The sequence below is a fragment of the Robertmurraya sp. FSL R5-0851 genome, from assembly GCF_038002965.1.
GTDB classification, from domain to species: Bacteria; Bacillota; Bacilli; order Bacillales; family Cytobacillaceae; genus Robertmurraya_A; species Robertmurraya_A beringensis.
In genome coordinates, this window is the sequence record NZ_JBBOOE010000001.1 from 181,382 (window position 1) to 199,908 (window position 18,527).

The window sequence follows — 18,527 nt, forward strand, 5'->3', positions numbered from 1 at the left end:
TCATACCCAAAGGGGTTTACTTTATTTTTTTATATACTATAATACCCATATAGGTATATGGTATTGCCTGAAACCTAGTTATAAAGTTAGTTTTTCATATATAAAAATTCTTTGTTGGAGGAATAGATATGACACAGAAAGTGGTTATCGTAGGCGGAGTAGCTGGGGGAGCAACGGCAGCAGCAAGATTAAGAAGAATTAGTGAAGATGTAGAAATCGTTCTTTTCGAACGTGGGGAGCATATTTCATTTGCAAACTGTGGATTACCTTATTATATCGGGGAAACGATCAAGGATAGAAGCAAGTTGTTAGTACAAACTGTCGAGGGTATGTCAGAACGCTTTAAGCTCGATATTCGTAACTTAAGTGAAGTAGTGAGCGTTGATCCGGATAACAAACGGGTGACCATAAAGAATCTTCAAAATGGGGAAGTTTATGAAGAGTCCTTTGATAAGTTATTATTATCTCCTGGGGCTAGACCCATCGTGCCACCGATTCCAGGATTAAAGGAAAATGAGACTTTATTTACTTTAAGAAATATTCCAGATACGGATAAAATAAAAAACTATGTAGATACCGTACAACCTAAAAAGGCGGTTGTTATAGGTGGTGGCTTTATTGGTATCGAAATGGCAGAAAACCTAGTAGATCGAGGAATTGAAGTAACACTAATTGAAATGGCTAATCAAATTCTGGCACCAATCGATTTTGAAATGGCGAGTATTTTACATGCTCATTTAAAAGAAAAAGGAGTTCAACTTATTCTAGAAAATGGGGTAAAAGCGTTTGAAGATCAAGGAAAGAACATCATCCTCTCAGATGGTTTGGAAATTTCTACAGATATGACCATTCTGTCTATCGGTGTCATTCCTGAAAATGAGTTGGCCAAATCAGCTGGTCTTGAAATAGGACAGCGTGGAGGTATTATGGTGAATGAGTATCTTCAAACGTCAATTGAGGATATTTACGCAGTGGGAGATGCAGTAGAGGTAGTCGATTATATTAGCGGTACAAAGGCAATGATTCCACTTGCTGGTCCTGCAAACCGTCAAGGGCGGATCGCTGCTAATAATATCATGGGGAAAAAAGAGAAATACCAAGGAACGATGGGTACTTCTATTGCAAAGGTATTTGATTTAACGGTTGCCGCTACTGGGAACAATGAAAAAACACTAAAACAACTAGGGGTATCTTACGAAGTGGTTCATCTTCACCCAAGCTCACATGCTGGCTACTATCCAGGAGCTGTACCCATGTCTCTAAAGTTGATTTTTGACAAGGAAACAGGAAAAATCTTTGGTGCACAAGCGGTTGGAGCAGATGGGGTTGATAAACGAATGGACGTTATTGCTACAGCGATTAAAGGTGGACTAACGGTTGAAGACTTAACAAACTTAGAACTGTCATACGCTCCACCGTATTCCTCTGCTAAAGATCCAGTCAATATGGCAGGTTATGTAGCAACAAATCTTATGGAGGATGAATTAGAACATATTCAGTGGCATGAAGTAGACCAAATCGTTTCTGAAGGTGGCTTACTAATTGACGTTCGCGAACCAATGGAACGTGAATTTGGTTTTATTGAAGGTTCAATTAATATTTCGCTAAATGAACTCAGAAATAAATTAGATGAAATTCCTAAAGATCAAACCATATATGTAAGCTGTCAGGTAGGGTTAAGAGGGTATTTAGCAAGCCGAATTCTAAAAAATAACGGATTCAATGTAAAGAATGTGGATGGTGGCTGGAAGACCTATTCTTCCGTATTTGGAAGCAACATAGCTAAACAAGTTGAAACAAAAACGAACGATCTTGGAGAAACAGTTATCGAAGAACGTTCCAAAGACTTACAGGTGGATTCATTGGTAGATGTTAGTGGTTTAACGTGTCCCATGCCTATCGTAAAGCTAAAAAAAGGAATAGAGGTATTAGTAAGTGGCCAGGTGCTAGAGCTTCATGTAACAGATAAAGGAGCATTAAATGATTTACCTGCTTGGTCAAAAAATGCTGGTCACACCATTCTAAAAACGGAGCAAGATGATAAGCTCATTAAGTTTTGGATTAAAAAGAAATAGGTTAATAAACGCATGACTCAAATACAGGAGTCGTGCGTTTTTCATGTGGTAAAAATTCCCTGATTGACTTTATACCCAATGGGGTATAATATGTACATATCGACAAACACCTAAGGAGGTATTTCAGATTGCTTTTGTAACCATTCTACTGTTAGTGATTGGATATGTGTTATTTGAAAGGTATTTTCCGGTTTACTCTGTAGTTTATATTCCGAGAGAAGAGATCGAAACAAAATCCACTATTATTGATTTAAGAGATTATAATCAATCGAGTAAATTCTCTATACCGGGTTCAGTAAATATACCTGTTGCTTATCTTAATAGATTTAGCACGGACATACCCAATCGTAAACTATATATTATTGCTTCAAACAATCTAGAAAGAAATGTGGGTATTCGTCTTTTACGTAGGAAAGGATTTCAAGTAATTGGATATACCCTTGCTGGTCATCAATCAAAACTATTGAAAGAGGATCAACTAAATATAAAAAATCTCACTAGTGTTGCATTAATTTAATTTCACTATTAAAAATACTCAAAATGTTCAACTTTATTATATTGTGCAAAGAAAAAGTCCTTTATAATGGATAAGTCAGGTGGTAACCCGTCCAAATCCACTAAAAAGGACACATCTCATGGACAAGATTACACGAAAAACTTCATTTGGACAATGGTTTTCACCAATTAATATTCAATTATTTGAAGAACAGGTGAAAACGATGAAATTAGATTACTATACGAAAAAATTAACGACAGAGTCTTTCCTAAAATTACTACTTTTTGCCCAGCTAGAAGAAATCGAAAGCCTGCATGCGCTAGGTGATTGTCTATTCGATGACCAACTTCAAAAAGGGATTGACCTTGATTCGATCAGTATTTCTCAGCTGTCACGGCGATTAAATGGCATGAACCCAGATCTATTTCAAAGGCTTTTCCTTGATTTGGTCGTACAAATTCATGCCAAGACACACTATACGAAACTGGTCATGCCGTTAAAAATCATTGATTCAAGCACATTGCCACTTAATTTGACCAATCATAAATGGGCAAAGTTCCGTAAGACAAAAGCCGGTGTGAAGTTGCATCTACGCCTTGTGTTTATGGAAAAAGGTGCGTCCTATCCCGAAAAAGCAGTCATAACAACGGCAAACGAACATGATCGTGGTCAACTTGAAATCATGGTCGATGACAAGGAATGCATGTATGTGTTTGACCGTGGCTATCTAGACTACGAGCGCTTTGATCGCATGACAGATGATGGTTACTTTTTTCTATCAAGGCTAAGAAAAAACGCCGTTATACGGGAGGTTTATGATTTTAAACTACCCGAGGATTCCGCTGTTTTATCAGATCAAATGGTCCTGATTGGTACAACCCAAAACCGTGCTGAAAATTACTTTCGCCTTCTAAAAGTGCTTGATTCCAAAGGAAATGAACTCCATTTAATCACCAATCGCTTTGATTTGAACGCTGAAGAAATTTCAGAGATGTATAAATCAAGGTGGGCCATTGAGTTGTTTTTTAAATGGATCAAACAGCACCTTAGCATCAAAAAGTTCTACGGACAAAGCGAATGGGCCATTCAAAATCAAGTGTTTATCGCACTTATCGTTTTTTGCCTACATGTTCTTGTTCAACTTGAGACAAATAGTAAGCGAAAAACCTTAAAAATTAGCCGTTATCTACGGGCTGCCCTTTGGAAACCAGCCCATATTTGGCTCCGAAAAATTGAAGGAAAAGCCATTCCTTGATAAGAAAGTTGTCGTCGTCACACAGGTCTAATTGTAAATAAATTTCCAAATGGATGGAGCCACCTTTGTTGGGTATTTACTTTTTTGGCTCTAAATAGAGAATATAATTAAACTGAAAATTACGAAATTATTTATGCAACACTAGTGAAAAAATCTTTGTTAAAAGGAGGCAAGGATATGGAATACAATACTCAAATTCAAAATAGAGTAAAGCGTATAGAAGGACAGCTTAGAGGGATTTTACGAATGATGGATGAAAATAAGGACTGTAAAGAAGTAATTACACAATTATCAGCTGTTCGAACGGCTGTTGATCGTACAATAGGTGTAATTGTAGGTTCAAATTTAGTTGACTGTGTACAAAAAGCTAATGAAAATGAAGAATCAAATGCAGAAGATCTGATTAAAGAAGCGGTTAATTTGCTTGTAAAAAGTAGATAAAAAAGGATTGACACCATGGAGACATTCATTTATATTATACCCATAGGGGTAAGTTGGAGATTTAAAACAACTTATATTTTTTTAAATTATAATATACCTATATAGGTATATGTAAATAAATTATATAGAAAATCTAGGAGGTAACAGGATAATGTCAGAAAAGAAAAAAACTACAATTGTGTTATTTAGTGGAGATTACGATAAAGCGATGGCTGCTTATATTATCGCAAATGGTGCAGCAGCTTATGATCATGAAGTAACCATTTTTCATACGTTTTGGGGCTTAAATGCTTTACGTAAAGAGGAAAACATGATGGTGAAAAAAGGATTTATGGAAAAGATGTTTGAAAAAATGATGCCAAGAGGCGCAGATAAGATGGGATTATCTAAAATGCACTTTGCAGGAATGGGACCAAAAATGATTAAAGGTGTTATGAAAAAACACAACGCGATGTCCCTACCTCAGTTAATCGAAATGGCACAAGAACAAGACGTAAAATTAGTGGCATGTACGATGACAATGGATCTGTTAGGTCTTAAAGAAGAAGAGCTTCTTGAAAATGTAGAATATGCGGGTGTAGCTGCTTATTTGGCGGATGCAGAAGATGGGAATGTGAATCTATTTATTTAATAAAAGATAAGGGATTTTGCCAAGGCGGCATGAGCGTCTGGTCATAAGATATAGGAGGAATCAACAATGAAAGCAATGACCGCAAAAGAAGTAGAAACACTATTAAACGAAGGAACAGCAATAGACATTATCGATGTGCGTGAAGGAGATGAGGTAGCCGCTGGGAAAATTCCTGGGGCAGTAAATATTCCATTAGGACTTATTGAGTTCCGCATGCATGAGTTAGATAAATCAAAGGAATATATCATGGTTTGTCGTTCTGGTGGTAGAAGTGGTAGTGCTTCACAATTTCTTGAAAGCTATGGATACAACGTCATTAATATGACTGGTGGTATGCTTTCTTGGGAAGGTAAAACAGAATAAAAAATTTTAAAATAAAATATACCCTGTATGGTATAAAAGTAATGGAGGTAACTTATGGATAACTTAAAAGCAAACGTTACTCTTGATGCAAAGGGACTAGCATGTCCAATGCCGATTGTTAAAACGAAAAAAGCAATGACTGGATTAGAAGCAGGGCAAGTATTGGAAGTCCAAGCAACAGATAAGGGATCAAAAGCAGATATTAAAGCATGGGCTGAAAGTACAGGACATCAATATCTAGGTACTTTGGAAGAAGGAAATGTCTTAAAGCACTATCTAAGAAAGTCATCAAGCGATGAAACGATCGAAAGAAAACATCCAAACGTAGTGACAAACGAAGAATTACAGTCGAAGCTTGAAGCAAATGAAAACATGATGGTTTTAGATGTAAGAGAAACGGCAGAATATGCATTTAACCATATTCCGAATGCGATCTCTATTCCACTTGGTGAGTTAGAAGCTCGTATGAATGAATTAAACCAAGATCAAGCCATCTATATTGTATGCCGTACAGGTAGCCGTAGTGATCTTGCTGCTCAGAAACTAGCTGAGAACGGATTTTCTAACGTATGGAATGTTATTCCAGGTATGAGTCAATGGACTGGAACAACGGATCGTATCAACCATTAAGGAAAAAAATTTTAGAATTAATTATACTCTAGGGGGTAAAAGTAATGACTGTTCAAGCAATGACGGCAAAAGAAGTGACGAAGAAAGTATTTAATAAAGAAGCATTCTTCATTTTAGATGTACGTAATGAAGAGGCATTTCAAGATTGGAAAATTGATGGCGAAAATTTTGAATATCTAAATGTACCGTACTTCGATCTATTAGATGGGATAGAGGAAATCCTTGATCAAGTACCAACGGATAAAGAGGTATTAGTCGTTTGTGCCAAGGAAGGATCATCTATCATGGTAGCTGACATGCTTTCTGAAGCAGGACGTACGGTGTCTTATCTAGCTGGTGGGATGAAAGCATGGAGTGAACACCTAGAACCCGTTAAGGTGGGGGATTTAAAAGACGGTGGTGAAATTTATCAGTTCGTTCGTATTGGAAAAGGCTGTTTATCATACATGGTTGTTTCAAATGGCGAAGCAGCTATCATCGACTCTACTCGTATGACGGATACGTACCTTGATTTTGCCAACTCGATCGGAGCAAAGATCACTCATGTATTTGATACTCACCTTCATGCCGACCATATTTCTGGTGGAAGAGTGATCGCTGAAAAAACAAATGCAACATACTGGTTACCACCAAAGGATGCAACAGAAGTGACATTTACGTACCAACCATTAGAAGACGGCAAAGATGTAGAAATTGGAAATGTGAAAATCAATATTCATGCATTGTATTCACCAGGACACACAATCGGATCTACTTCCTTTATTGTGGATGAAAAGTTCTTACTTTCAGGAGATATCTTGTTCATCGATTCGATTGGAAGACCAGATTTAGCTGGACTAGCACAGGATTGGGTGGGAGACTTACGTGAAAGTCTATACAAGCGTTACAGAGAGCTATCTGAGAAGTTAATCGTACTTCCAGCTCACTTTATGATCATTGATGAGTTAAATGAAGATGGAAGTGTGTCAGAAAAGCTAGGTACACTTTTTAAGAAAAACCACGGTTTAAATATTGCAGACGAAGATGAATTTAGAAGAGTGGTAACGGAAAACCTTCCACCACAACCGAATGCATACCAACAAATTCGTGAAACAAATATGGGGAAAATCACTCCAGACGAAGAGCAACAACGTGAAATGGAAATCGGACCAAACCGATGTGCGGTTCGATAAAAACAATACTAGGAGGAAATAAAATGGAATCAAATAAAGTATTAGATGCAAAAGGGCTGGCTTGTCCAATGCCGATCGTAAAAACAAAGAAAGCAATGAATGAGTTAGAAAGTGGGCAAGTGTTAGAAATTCATGCAACCGATAAAGGGGCAAAAAGTGACCTAGCTGCATGGGCAAAATCAGGTGGTCATGAATTAATTAAACACGAAGAAGATAATGCGGTATTAAAATTTTGGATTAAAAAAGGCTGATTTATAAGGGGACCAGATAGGGTTCCCTTTTTCTAAAAATAGCGTCATAATAGGCGCTTTTGCTTTTTCAAAGGGGGAAAAAACGATGGATGTAGGATTTATAATCACCATCTTTTTAATTGGTTTTATTGGTTCATATATTTCCGGAATGCTTGGAATTGGCGGTTCAATCATTAAGTATCCGATGCTATTATACATTCCACCTTTATTCGGTTTAGCGGCTTTTAGTGCTCACGAAGTATCAGGAATAAGTGCTGTTCAGGTGTTTTTTGCTACGATCGGTGGGGTTTGGGCTTACCGAAAGGGTGGCTTTTTAAATAAAAAGCTCATCATTTATATGGGAGCAAGTATTTTAGTTGGTAGCTTTATTGGGGGCTTTGGTTCAAAGCTCATGAGTGAAGGTGGAATTAATCTCATATACGGTATTTTAGCATTGATTGCAGCTGTGATGATGTTCATTCCTAAAAAAGGTTTAGATGATCTTCCATTAGATCAAGTGACATTCAATAAATGGCTCGCAGCAGTCCTTGCATTTATCGTTGGGATAGGTTCTGGAATTGTCGGAGCTGCTGGTGCTTTTCTTTTAGTACCAATCATGCTTGTTGTATTAAAAATTCCAACTCGTATGACCATTGCCTCCTCACTTGCTATCACATTTATCTCCTCTATCGGTGCGACTGTTGGAAAAATAACAACGGGACAAGTAGAATTATGGCCATCTTTAATCATGGTCATAGCTAGTTTAATTGCCTCGCCACTAGGGGCGATGGCAGGGAAAAAGGTTAACACAAAGATTCTCCAAGTAGTCCTAGCACTTTTGATTTTAGCAACTGCGATAAAGATTTGGATGGATATATTGTAAGTTTGATAACATATAGAAGAACTTTAATATGAGAAGGCCATCAGTGATGACCTTCTTGAATTTTAACAAGAAAAGAAAGGATAAAGGAGCGAGCTATACTTAAATCGATTCAGAACGGTATGGCCACATTTCTTGAAGGCTCGTAATAAATAGCTCCACGTTCTTTTTCGTTTTCATAGTAGGAGAGTAGACATACGACAGCGTTCTAGGGAATTGAAAATCTTTAATGCGAATGATGGCTAATTCTCCATTTTTAACCTCTTTATGGATAACGCTGTTTGATAAAAGTGAAAGACCCATGCCCTTACTTATAGTTTCTTTAATTCCTTGATTGCTGCTGATAGATAGTAGGGATTTTACCTTTAACCCATTCGAACGGATCACGTGGTTTAAGTATTCCCGAGTACCTGACCCCACCTCTCTCGTCACCCATAATTGGTTTTGAAGATCGGAGATGAATATGTCTCTATTCATTATGGCAAGAGGATGTGTAGCGGAAGATACAACAAAAAGCTCGTCCTTTAAGAATGGGTGGACAGATAGTTCTTTTTCGTTGGTTTGTCCTTCAATTAGACCAATATCCACTTCATGCCTTTTAACGGATAGAACAATTTCCTTCGTATTCCCAATCACCACTTCAAGTTCAAGTGCCTGATGTTCTTTTTGGATGTCAAAGAGAAGAGAAGGTAAAATATATTCCCCGATGGTAAAGCTTGCCCCGATTTTCAAGGATCCTCTAACAGATGAATGCAAGTCGAGGATATCTTGTTTGGTCTGCTCGTACATGCTTATTAACTGTTTGGATCGATCATACAAAATCTCTCCAGAAGGAGTGATTTTTAGTTGTTTTGGAGAACGTATGAATAGTTTCGTTTGAAACTCGTTTTCTAAATTTTTAATATGTAAACTAACACTAGGTTGTGACATGAGAAGGAGTTCGGCTGTTTTGGTGAAGTTTTTTACTTCCACTAGAGTAACAAAGGTTTTTAACTCATCAAAATACATACATTCCCCTCCTTGTTATTAGAAATATTAATAATTATCATCAGTTATATGTATTTTACCAATAGCCAAACATAAGGTAAAGTAGTTATCATAGAAGAGAATTATCGGTTATAATTAATAAAACCGACTTAACTTATTGGAATAATTAAGATATAATAACACGTATAATAATTTTGCGAAATTTGGGGAATTTAGTCTATTTATTTTTTGTGAGGTGGATTTCGTTGCAACTTCAGGTTATGAACAGCCCGTTTAGTCAGGAGCAGGCAGAGCTTCTTAACAAAATACTGCCATCATTAACTGAATCACAGAAGGTTTGGCTTAGTGGATATTTAGCAGCTATTCAATCAGCACCAGCAACTACGATTTCAGAATCGGTTTCTGTAGCTCCATTAGTTGAGGCTTCTAAGCCGGTGTCGAAAGAAGTAACTATCCTTTTTGGTTCACAAACAGGAAATGCACAACGACTTGCTACAAAAGCAGGTAAAACACTTGAAAGCAATGGTTTTCAAGTAACAGTTTCATCCATGAGTGATTTTAAGCCAAATAATTTAAAGAAATTACAAAACCTATTAATAGTAGCAAGTACACATGGTGAGGGTGAACCACCAGATAATGCCTTATCTTTCCATGAGTACTTACACTCAAAGCGTGCTCCAAAGCTTGAGGAGCTCAATTATGCGGTTCTATCGTTAGGGGATAGCTCGTACGAATTCTTCTGTCAAACAGGAAAAGAATTTGATGAGCGCCTTAAGGAGTTAGGTGGAAAGCCATTAACTGAAAGAGTAGACTGTGATTTAGATTTTGATGAACCCGCTTCTGAATGGATTGAGAATGTACTATCGGCTCTAGGTCAGGCTGGAACTACGGCAAGCCAAGCACAGGCGGCAGGTGCAGCGGTACAAGTTGCTTCAGAAGAATCTATTTATTCTAGAACCAATCCTTTTCGTGCTGAAGTCCTAGAAAACTTAAATTTAAATGGTCGTGGATCCAATAAAGAAACACGTCATCTTGAGTTATCGCTTGAAGGTTCAGGATTAACATATGAGCCAGGTGACAGTCTAGGAATATATCCAGAAAACGATCCGGAGCTTGTGGAGCAGATCCTTGCTGAAATGAACTGGAATGCAGATGAAAAAGTGACAGTTAATAAACAAGGGGAAGTAAAAACGCTAAAAGACGCGTTACTTACCAACTTTGAAATTACGGTATTAACGAAGCCGTTAATGGAACAGGCAGCCAAGCTTTCTGTCAATCAGGAATTACAGGAGCTAGTGAAATCGGAAAATGCAGATAAAGTAAGAGAGTATATTCAAGGACGCGATTTGCTTGACTTGCTTCGAGACTTTGCCCCTTGGACAGCTACTGCGCAGGAAATTGTTTCTATCTTAAGAAAGCTTCCTGCACGTTTATACTCGATTGCAAGTAGTGTTTCGGCAAACCCAGATGAAGTTCATTTGACGATTGGTGCAGTCAGATATGATTCGCACGGACGTGAAAGAAAAGGTGTATGCTCGATTCTAACAGCAGAGCGCCTGCAAGCAGGAGATACGCTACCAATCTTTATCCAACATAATCCAAACTTTAAGTTACCTGAAAACCCTGAAACTCCAATTATTATGGTAGGACCAGGAACAGGTGTTGCACCATTCCGCTCATTTATGCAAGAGCGCGAAGAAGCGGGTGCTGAGGGCAAGTCATGGATGTTCTTCGGTGATCAGCACTTTGTAACGGATTTCTTATATCAAACCGAATGGCAAAAGTGGTTGAAGGATGGCGTCCTAACAAAGATGGATGTAGCTTTTTCAAGAGATACGAATGAAAAGGTATATGTTCAGCACCGTATGCTTGAACAAAGCAAGGAATTATTTGCTTGGCTTCAAGAGGGAGCAGCCGTATATATTTGTGGTGATGAGAAACATATGGCACATGACGTACATCAAACATTAATTACTATTATCGAAAAAGAAGGCAGCATGGGTCGTGAAGAAGCAGAAAGCTATTTAGCTTCCATGCAAAAAGAAAAGCGATACCAGCGTGACGTATATTGAGTTTGAGTGAAAGGAGTTTTTAGCATGGTGGAAGTGAAAGATATTTTAAAAGCGCCTGAAGGCCCTCCTAGTGATGTAGAGGGAATAAAAGACAGAAGCGATTACTTACGTGGAACGTTAAAAGAAGTAATGCTTGATCGAATGAGTGCAGGTATTCCAGAGGATGACAACCGATTAATGAAGCATCATGGAAGCTATTTACAGGATGACCGTGATGTGCGTGCAGAACGACAAAAGCAAAAGCTTGAACCAGCTTATCAGTTCATGCTTCGTGTTCGACTACCAGGCGGTGTAGCAACACCTGAACAGTGGTTGGTGATGGATGATCTTTCTGAAAAATACGGAAATGGTACATTGAAATTAACGACTCGCCAAACATTCCAAATCCATGGAATCTTAAAGTGGAATATGAAAAGTACCATCCAAGGTATTAATCAAGCTCTAATGGATACAATTGCCGCATGTGGAGATGTAAATAGAAATGTGATGAGTACTTCTAATCCACATCAGTCAGAAATACATGCAGAGGTGTATGAGTGGGGCAAGAAATTAAGTGATGATTTACTTCCTCGCACAAGAGCCTATCATGAAATTTGGCTGGATGAAGAAAGAGTGGCAGGAACACCTGATGTAGAAGTTGAGCCTATGTATGGCCCACTCTACTTGCCTCGTAAATTCAAAATCGGTATGGCTATTCCGCCTGAGAACGATGTGGATGTATTTTCACAAGATCTAGGGTATATTGCCATTGTAGAAGATGGAAAGCTTGTTGGATTTAACGTGGCAATTGGTGGCGGAATGGGTATGTCTCACGGTGATAAGACGACTTACCCACAGCTTGCAAAAGTGATCGGCTTCTGTAAGCCTGAGCAAGTATACGATGTGGCTGAAAAGGTTATTACCATCCAACGTGACTATGGAAACCGTTCCGTACGTAAGAATGCGCGATTTAAGTACACAGTGGATCGTTTAGGATTAGAAAATGTGAAGCATGAGCTAGAAAACCGACTGGGTTGGAAGCTAGAAGAAGCAAAGCCTTACTCATTTGATCATAATGGAGATCGTTATGGCTGGGTTAAAGGCTTAAAGGGGCAGTGGCACTTTACATTATTTGTTCAAGGTGGACGTATTGCAGACTTTGACGGGTATCCATTAAAAACAGGCTTACGTGAAATCGCAAAGGTTCATACAGGAGATTTCCGTTTGACTGCCAATCAAAACCTAATCATTGGTAGTGTGTCAGCTCAGAAAAAGAAAAAAATTACTGAGTTACTTGAAAAATACAATTTAACAGATGGAAAACATCACTCAGCGATTCGTCGTAGTTCAATCGCATGTGTAGCATTACCAACCTGTGGACTTGCCATGGCGGAAGCGGAGAGATATCTGCCAACTCTTATCGATAAGATTGAAGAAATCGTTGAAGAGAATGGGCTAAGAGATAAAGAAATTACGATTCGTATGACTGGATGTCCAAACGGATGTGCAAGGCATGCCTTAGGTGAAATTGGGTTTATCGGTAAAGCCCCTGGAAAATACAATATGTATTTAGGTGCTGCCTTTGATGGAAGCCGCTTAAGCAAGATGTACCGTGAAAATATCGGAGAAGAAGAAATCCTTCGAGAGCTTGGTTCCATTCTTCCTCGATATGCAAAGGAACGTAACGAAGGGGAACATTTTGGAGACTTTGTGATTCGTGCCGGCATTATTGAAGCAACAACGGATGGAACGAATTTTCACGCTTAATTTTTAAAAAGACCTTTATTCTATCGAGAGATAGAGTAAGGGTCTTTTTTGTTTTATATATATCTAGGAACAAGAGGGTCAGCACTTATCTGTTGGGGTATCGGGCTAAGGACCCGAGTTGAGAAATAGGCGGAGAATTTCCGCTTAATTAGTAAATAAGATAAAAAGTAGCTTAAATAAACGGAGAAATTCCGCTTAATTAGTAAATACGATAAAAAGTAGCTTAAATAAACGGAGAAATTCCACCTATAAACTCGAAAACGTGAAAATAGGGGGATTTTTCATGGCATACCCGGAAAATCTCCACTAGCATTGCATATGTATCCACAGGCAAAAAATTACCCCCTATTAATTGATTAATAGGGGGCTATTTTTATGGACGAAAGCAAAAAAGTCTCCTAAACTAGAAGTTGAACCCACGTTATCCGTGACTGCTACTAAAGGAGACTTTCATGGATAACATTATATCAAATCAGACCGTATTTAGTAAATGCCTATCATTCTTGCCTTTTGAAACATTTAAGGGTTCGTTCTTAGACAACGGCGTAAAAAAACTGACCACCGCTAATTTAATGAGGATTTGTGTCACCATGCAACTGGGAAATTGGAAATCCTACGAGGAAACAGAAGAGCGTATTCGTGCCATGGAAGGTACAGAGGAACTGTTTGGCCTTACCAGTATTAGTGCTTCTCAACTATGTCGTCGAGTCAATGCTTTACCTTCAATCCTACCACGGCAGTTATTTCTTGCCGCTGTTACCCAATTGAATAAGCTAACAAGTAAAGGAAAAGGGATCCCTTCTTTGGGTCGTCTTCATCTCGTAGATTCTTCTTCCCTGCTTCTTGGGCCCACACTAGGAAACTGGACGTATTTTACAAAACATAGTAATTGCGTGAAGCTACATACTCGGATTGTCGTAACGGACCCCGGCACAGCTTATCCAGACATGGTCATTCCTTCTACAGGTAATGTGGATGATCGTGAAGTCATGCTTGAGCTCGTGATAGATCCTCATGCGACCCATGTGATGGACCGTGGCTATGTGGATTACAAAAAAATGGACCATTGGGTGGAAAACCGGATTCCATTCGCCATGCGTATCCAAGCTGGGCATAAGGCGAACATGATAAAATCCTATGAAGTTCCTGATGACAGTAGGGTTAAGCTAGATGCCTTAGTCGTCATGGGGAGTAGCTTCAGATCCATGGAACAGCCCCTTCGTCTTGTTGAATTCACAGATGAAGAGGGGAAAGAGTACCGTGTCGTAACCAATCGTTGGGATTTAAAAGCCGAAGAAGTAACCGAATTGTACCGGCACCGTTGGATCATTGAACTGTTTTTCAAGTGGATGAAACAACATCTACGTCTAGTTAAACTACAAAGTACCCAACCCCAAGGAATTTGGAATCAGATTTTCTTTGCAATGACGGCGTACTGTCTCACTTTATATGTGAGGTTAGTTGAGAAAACTAAGAAGACCACCTGGAAAGTACTCACCCTTATCCGCATCCATGCCGAAAGGACGTGGAAAAGTTTTCTTGATGAGTTACACCGTTTACCTGAAAGAACATCGAAAGGAAGACAAAAGAGCCAGCACCCGCCAAATGAAATAGAACTTTATGATGCAGGTGTGGCCATTGTAAAACAAGTGGGGGTAAGTACTAGCTCGATGGCAAAATATAAGACACCAAGAAAATAATATCCAATTTTTGGATAACTGGGTTCAATTACAACCCCATTGACTTTTTAGCTCTGGGACAAGAAATCCAACTGGTAAAATTATACTCAAATTACATATAAAGTAACCCTGGCATACTCTTGTGGATAATTTTGCAATGCTAGTGGAAAATCTCCCCTTATTTTTTGCCTGATTGAACCTGCTTTTTTAGTTTTATAAATAAAAATTGGTATATTGTTACATTTATGTATTTTGTTTATAATATCATTAAAGGCGTGGAAGAGGAAAAGTAAAATGTAGGGATTCTTTGCAGAGAGCTCCGGTTGCTGAAAAGGAGTAAGGATACGCATTTGAACAATGGCCTCGGAGCTGCGAACTGAACCTGTCATGTACAGAAGTAGGAGTTGTCGGGAGTTGACGCCCGTTATCAACGTCACGGTATATGAGTAGAGTTTTAGCTACTTTAGTACTTGCTGAGGCTAGCAGTGTAAGCTGTTGGTGAATTAAGGTGGTACCACGGGAGTAAAGCCCTGTCCTTATCTTTATTAAGATACGGACAGGGCTTTTTTTATTTTTTTAAAGGAGGAATCATGAATGAATGTATTTATTGGGGGTGCTTGGCCCTATGCAAATGGTTCCCTGCATATTGGTCATATAGCAAGCTTACTGCCAGGTGATGTTCTGGCCAGATATTACCGTTTAAAAGGGGAAGAGGTTTTATATGTGTCTGGAAGTGACTGTAACGGGACACCTATCGCGATTCGTGCCATGCAAGATGGGGTGGATGTAAGTGAGATAGCTAACCGTTATCACCAAGAGTTTACTGAATGCTTTACAAAACTAGGATTCTCTTATGATTGTTATACACGTACAGATACTGCTCACCACGCTAGTGTGGTCCAAGACTTATTTTTAAAGCTTAATCATAATGGTCTCCTTTATACCAAAGAAAACGATCAAGTGTATTGTAATTCTTGTGATCAGTTTCTTCCTGACCGTTATGTAGAAGGAAATTGCCCGACCTGTGGAGAACATGCCCGTGGTGATCAATGTGATTATTGTTCTACGATACTAGATCCAGTTGAGCTTTATCATAAGACTTGTAAAATATGTGGTTCATCACCTGTCATTAAGAAAACGGAGCATTATTACTTAGCATTAAGTAAACTTCAACACCGAATAGAAGAACTCAAAAAGGATAGAGAAGGGGTATGGCGTGAAAATGCATTGCAATTAACCGAGAGGTACTTAAAGGAAGGACTGAAAGATCGTCCGGCGACTCGGGACCTGCCCATTGGTGTGTCGGTTCCAATAAAAGGATTTGAACAGAAGAAAATTTATGTGTGGATTGAAGCGGTATCAGGATATTACTCAGCAAGTCAGCAGTGGGCAATTGAGAAGGGAAGAGAGGTAGAAGGTTTCTGGAAGGAATCTGCCCGTAGCTACTATGTGCACGGAAAAGACAATATCCCTTTCCATTCTATCATTTGGCCCGCAATCCAAATGGGGGCAGGCTTGGAGGCCTATCCGAAGTATATCGTCTCAAATGAGTACGTCACATTAGAAAAAAAGAAGATCTCAACAAGCAAAAACTGGGCTATTTGGATCCCGGATCTATTGGAAAGGTATCATCCTGACTCCATACGCTACTTTCTAACCATCAATGCACCAGAAAACCGTGATACAGATTTCTCTTGGCGAGAGTTTATTTACAGTCATAACAGCGAACTGTTAGGGGCGTATGGGAATTTTGTAAACCGCACTTTAAAGTTCATCCAAAATCAATTATCAGGAGAGGTCCCTCAATCAGCAATTGATACAAGTATTCAAAAGCGTGTCGAAGTACTTTATCAGCAAGTAGGGGAAGCCATTGAAGCAGCAAGAGTAAAGCAAGCGTTAGAAGAGACTTTTGAGTGCATAAGATACGCAAACAAGTATTTTGATGAACAGCAACCATGGAGAGCGGAAGAAGAACAGCGGGATGCAACCATCGCCACATGTGTGTTTCTTATCCTAAATTTCGCCCAATTACTTCATCCCTTTCTTCCGAATTCTAGTGAGGAAGTTAGAAAAATGCTCCATCATTCCCAATTCTCCTGGAAAGTGATTACTAACTTGCCGTTGATTATTGAAAATGTTCACCCACTGTTTGAGCGAATTGACATAAGGGCGATTGCAGAAGAAGGAGAGAGACTTCGCTCACAGATTAAATGAAAGAAATAGTATCTTAAAAGTGGCACCTATAAAGGTGTCTCTTTTCTGTGAAAATAAATATGGGTTTAAACAAGATCAGTTGTGTTAATGATATTATTAATGCAATTTTTGCAATAGGAAAGCAGAGGTACCTAAATTTATGGTATCTCGAATATCTTTTTTAACTTTTGTCTATACTGCTAATTTATGTTGACTCATGGTAGGGTTCTTTGTTCTTTAGCATGTGATAGATGATTGTAAGCATTCGATGTCCAATGGCAACGAGTGCTTTTTTCTTTCCTCTTCTTGCAGCTAGTGACCAATATTTAGCGGATAACCTGGTGTTTTTACTTCGTGATGCTGCCCACGCAGCTTCGCAAAGTGCTGACTTAATATGAGGGTTTCCTTTCACCGTCCGTGTGCTTTTTCTTTTCCCTGCACTTTCATGATTTCCTGGTGATAGTCCTGCCCAGGAAGCAATATGTTTGGAAGTAGGAAATTGTTCCATATTTACTCCGATTTCTGCAATTATTGTAGCTGCTGTATCTTTTTTAATACCTGTCATCGTGACAATGATATCCACTTCTTCTTTGTAGTCTTTTAAGATTTCATCTATCCTTTTTTCAATATCTGATATTAACTCTTCTAGATAGACAATGTGCATCCAAGATTGTTTGATAAGAAATAATTGGTGGTCATTTATCGTACCAAACAAGGAGTCCGTAATTGACTGTTTTTTATGAGCCATTCGACCATGAATTCTTTGTTCAACGTCTTTTTGATCTAAGTAACCATTAGACATTAGTTGTTCTAAAAGTTTCCTGCCGGAAACTCCAAATACATCTGAAATTACTGTACTTAATTTGATATTTGAAGTCTCAAGTACCTTTTGGATTCGATTCTTTTCAGATGTCATATGACCAATCCATTTCTTGCGGAGACGAGTTAGATCCCTTAGATTTCTTATGTCCTCTGGAGGAACAAAGCTCTTCTCTATTAATCCATGTCTTAATAATTTGGCAATCCATTCTGCATCTGACACATCTGTCTTTCTACCGGGAACGTTTTTGATTCTTTGTGCGTTTGCCAAGGTAATATCAAAAAAATCTTCTAAGATGTTATAAACAGGTTTCCAGTAAACGCCAGTGCTTTCCATCGCAATATGAGTTACCTGTTTTTCTTCTAACCACTTTAGAAGCCGAAACAAGTCTTTAGTCATAGTAGGAAATGTTTCAGTTTCTTTTACCAGGTCTGCCTCTGATTCACCCATTAGGACACAGGCTACAATAGTCTCTGAGTGAACATCCAAGCCAGCACACCGTTTGTACAATGTTTCCATTTGTTCAACCTTCCAGAATTATATTCCACAAACAGTGGAATGAATTTGAAATTAAGCATTTTTCTGTTCGTAGTCATCTCTCATAGGAGAGAGCTAACAATGGGTTGTGCACCAAATTCATTCCAACAGTTTTTTGTACAGGGTAAGACCACCAATAAGAGCCACGTCATATACTCACTGTTTGTGGTATCTACATTATGGAGTGGGGAACCAATTTTCATTCCTGGGTTAAGAGCGAAAGATCATGATTGTTTTTTATAGAAAAACAAGCAATATTGACAATTCAATTATGACAACATGATTCATGACAAAATGCATTTTAGTTTGAATTGAATAGG

General features: G+C 38.6%; 16 protein-coding genes and 1 other annotated feature. Of the genes, 14 read left to right on the top strand and 2 right to left on the bottom strand.

What is annotated here, in order from left to right; translation table 11 throughout:
- Positions 1 to 128: 128 nt before the first annotated feature.
- The 10 genes from MKX65_RS01035 (at position 129) to MKX65_RS01080 (ending at position 8,176) form a co-directional block, all read left to right on the top strand.
- Positions 129 to 2,075: a CoA-disulfide reductase gene (locus tag MKX65_RS01035; protein WP_340901819.1), complete on the top strand. Its 1,947-nt coding sequence runs from the start codon at positions 129 to 131 to the stop codon at positions 2,073 to 2,075.
- 166 nt (positions 2,076 to 2,241) lie between these two features.
- Positions 2,242 to 2,592, top strand: coding sequence for a hypothetical protein (locus MKX65_RS01040; RefSeq protein ID WP_340901820.1), 351 nt, complete (start codon positions 2,242 to 2,244; stop codon positions 2,590 to 2,592).
- 118 nt (positions 2,593 to 2,710) lie between these two features.
- Complete coding sequence (locus MKX65_RS01045; protein ID WP_101730630.1) at positions 2,711 to 3,826, top strand: IS4 family transposase; 1,116 nt, start codon at positions 2,711 to 2,713, stop codon at positions 3,824 to 3,826.
- Positions 3,827 to 4,003: 177 nt separating this feature from the next.
- A complete protein-coding gene (locus tag MKX65_RS01050; protein ID WP_160549524.1) occupies positions 4,004 to 4,267 on the top strand; it encodes a metal-sensitive transcriptional regulator in 264 nt (87 codons plus the stop codon).
- 151 nt (positions 4,268 to 4,418) lie between these two features.
- Complete coding sequence (locus tag MKX65_RS01055; protein ID WP_160549523.1) at positions 4,419 to 4,898, top strand: DsrE/DsrF/DrsH-like family protein; 480 nt, start codon at positions 4,419 to 4,421, stop codon at positions 4,896 to 4,898.
- A 66-nt stretch (positions 4,899 to 4,964) separates the two neighbouring features.
- The gene (locus tag MKX65_RS01060) at positions 4,965 to 5,261 is read left to right on the top strand and encodes a rhodanese-like domain-containing protein (RefSeq protein WP_340901822.1); all 297 of its coding nucleotides are present in this window, start codon (positions 4,965 to 4,967) and stop codon (positions 5,259 to 5,261) included.
- A gap of 54 nt (positions 5,262 to 5,315) precedes the next feature.
- The gene (locus MKX65_RS01065; RefSeq protein ID WP_160549521.1) at positions 5,316 to 5,891 is read left to right on the top strand and encodes a sulfurtransferase TusA family protein; all 576 of its coding nucleotides are present in this window, start codon (positions 5,316 to 5,318) and stop codon (positions 5,889 to 5,891) included.
- A 44-nt stretch (positions 5,892 to 5,935) separates the two neighbouring features.
- Positions 5,936 to 7,063 (top strand): MBL fold metallo-hydrolase, encoded by a 1,128-nt coding sequence (locus MKX65_RS01070; RefSeq protein WP_340901823.1) that lies wholly within the window; start codon positions 5,936 to 5,938, stop codon positions 7,061 to 7,063.
- A 23-nt stretch (positions 7,064 to 7,086) separates the two neighbouring features.
- The gene (locus MKX65_RS01075; protein ID WP_160549519.1) at positions 7,087 to 7,314 is read left to right on the top strand and encodes a sulfurtransferase TusA family protein; all 228 of its coding nucleotides are present in this window, start codon (positions 7,087 to 7,089) and stop codon (positions 7,312 to 7,314) included.
- 85 nt (positions 7,315 to 7,399) lie between these two features.
- Positions 7,400 to 8,176 carry a sulfite exporter TauE/SafE family protein gene (locus MKX65_RS01080; protein WP_340901824.1) on the top strand — a complete coding sequence of 259 codons (777 nt, stop codon included), beginning with the start codon at positions 7,400 to 7,402 and terminating at the stop codon, positions 8,174 to 8,176.
- A 99-nt stretch (positions 8,177 to 8,275) separates the two neighbouring features.
- Here MKX65_RS01080 and MKX65_RS01085 read toward each other — a convergent pair whose 3' ends face one another.
- The gene (locus MKX65_RS01085) at positions 8,276 to 9,181 is read right to left on the bottom strand and encodes a LysR family transcriptional regulator (RefSeq protein WP_340901825.1); all 906 of its coding nucleotides are present in this window, start codon (positions 9,179 to 9,181) and stop codon (positions 8,276 to 8,278) included.
- 224 nt (positions 9,182 to 9,405) lie between these two features.
- Between MKX65_RS01085 and MKX65_RS01090 the strand changes: the two genes are divergently transcribed.
- The 4 genes from MKX65_RS01090 (at position 9,406) to metG (ending at position 16,871) form a co-directional block, all read left to right on the top strand.
- Positions 9,406 to 11,232, top strand: a complete 1,827-nt coding sequence (locus MKX65_RS01090; RefSeq protein ID WP_340901826.1) for an assimilatory sulfite reductase (NADPH) flavoprotein subunit — start codon at positions 9,406 to 9,408, stop codon at positions 11,230 to 11,232.
- Positions 11,233 to 11,256: 24 nt separating this feature from the next.
- Complete coding sequence (gene cysI / locus MKX65_RS01095; RefSeq protein WP_160549515.1) at positions 11,257 to 12,978, top strand: assimilatory sulfite reductase (NADPH) hemoprotein subunit; 1,722 nt, start codon at positions 11,257 to 11,259, stop codon at positions 12,976 to 12,978.
- A 452-nt stretch (positions 12,979 to 13,430) separates the two neighbouring features.
- Entirely contained in the window at positions 13,431 to 14,678 is a 1,248-nt protein-coding gene (locus tag MKX65_RS01100) for an IS4 family transposase (RefSeq protein WP_340901828.1), read from the top strand.
- Positions 14,679 to 14,924: 246 nt separating this feature from the next.
- Positions 14,925 to 15,198 (top strand) — a binding site (T-box leader).
- 53 nt (positions 15,199 to 15,251) lie between these two features.
- Positions 15,252 to 16,871, top strand: a complete 1,620-nt coding sequence (gene metG, locus MKX65_RS01105) for a methionine--tRNA ligase (RefSeq protein WP_340901829.1) — start codon at positions 15,252 to 15,254, stop codon at positions 16,869 to 16,871.
- Positions 16,872 to 17,055: 184 nt separating this feature from the next.
- Here metG and MKX65_RS01110 read toward each other — a convergent pair whose 3' ends face one another.
- Positions 17,056 to 18,189, bottom strand: coding sequence for an IS110 family transposase (locus MKX65_RS01110; protein ID WP_160549954.1), 1,134 nt, complete (start codon positions 18,187 to 18,189; stop codon positions 17,056 to 17,058).
- Positions 18,190 to 18,527: the final 338 nt, after the last annotated feature.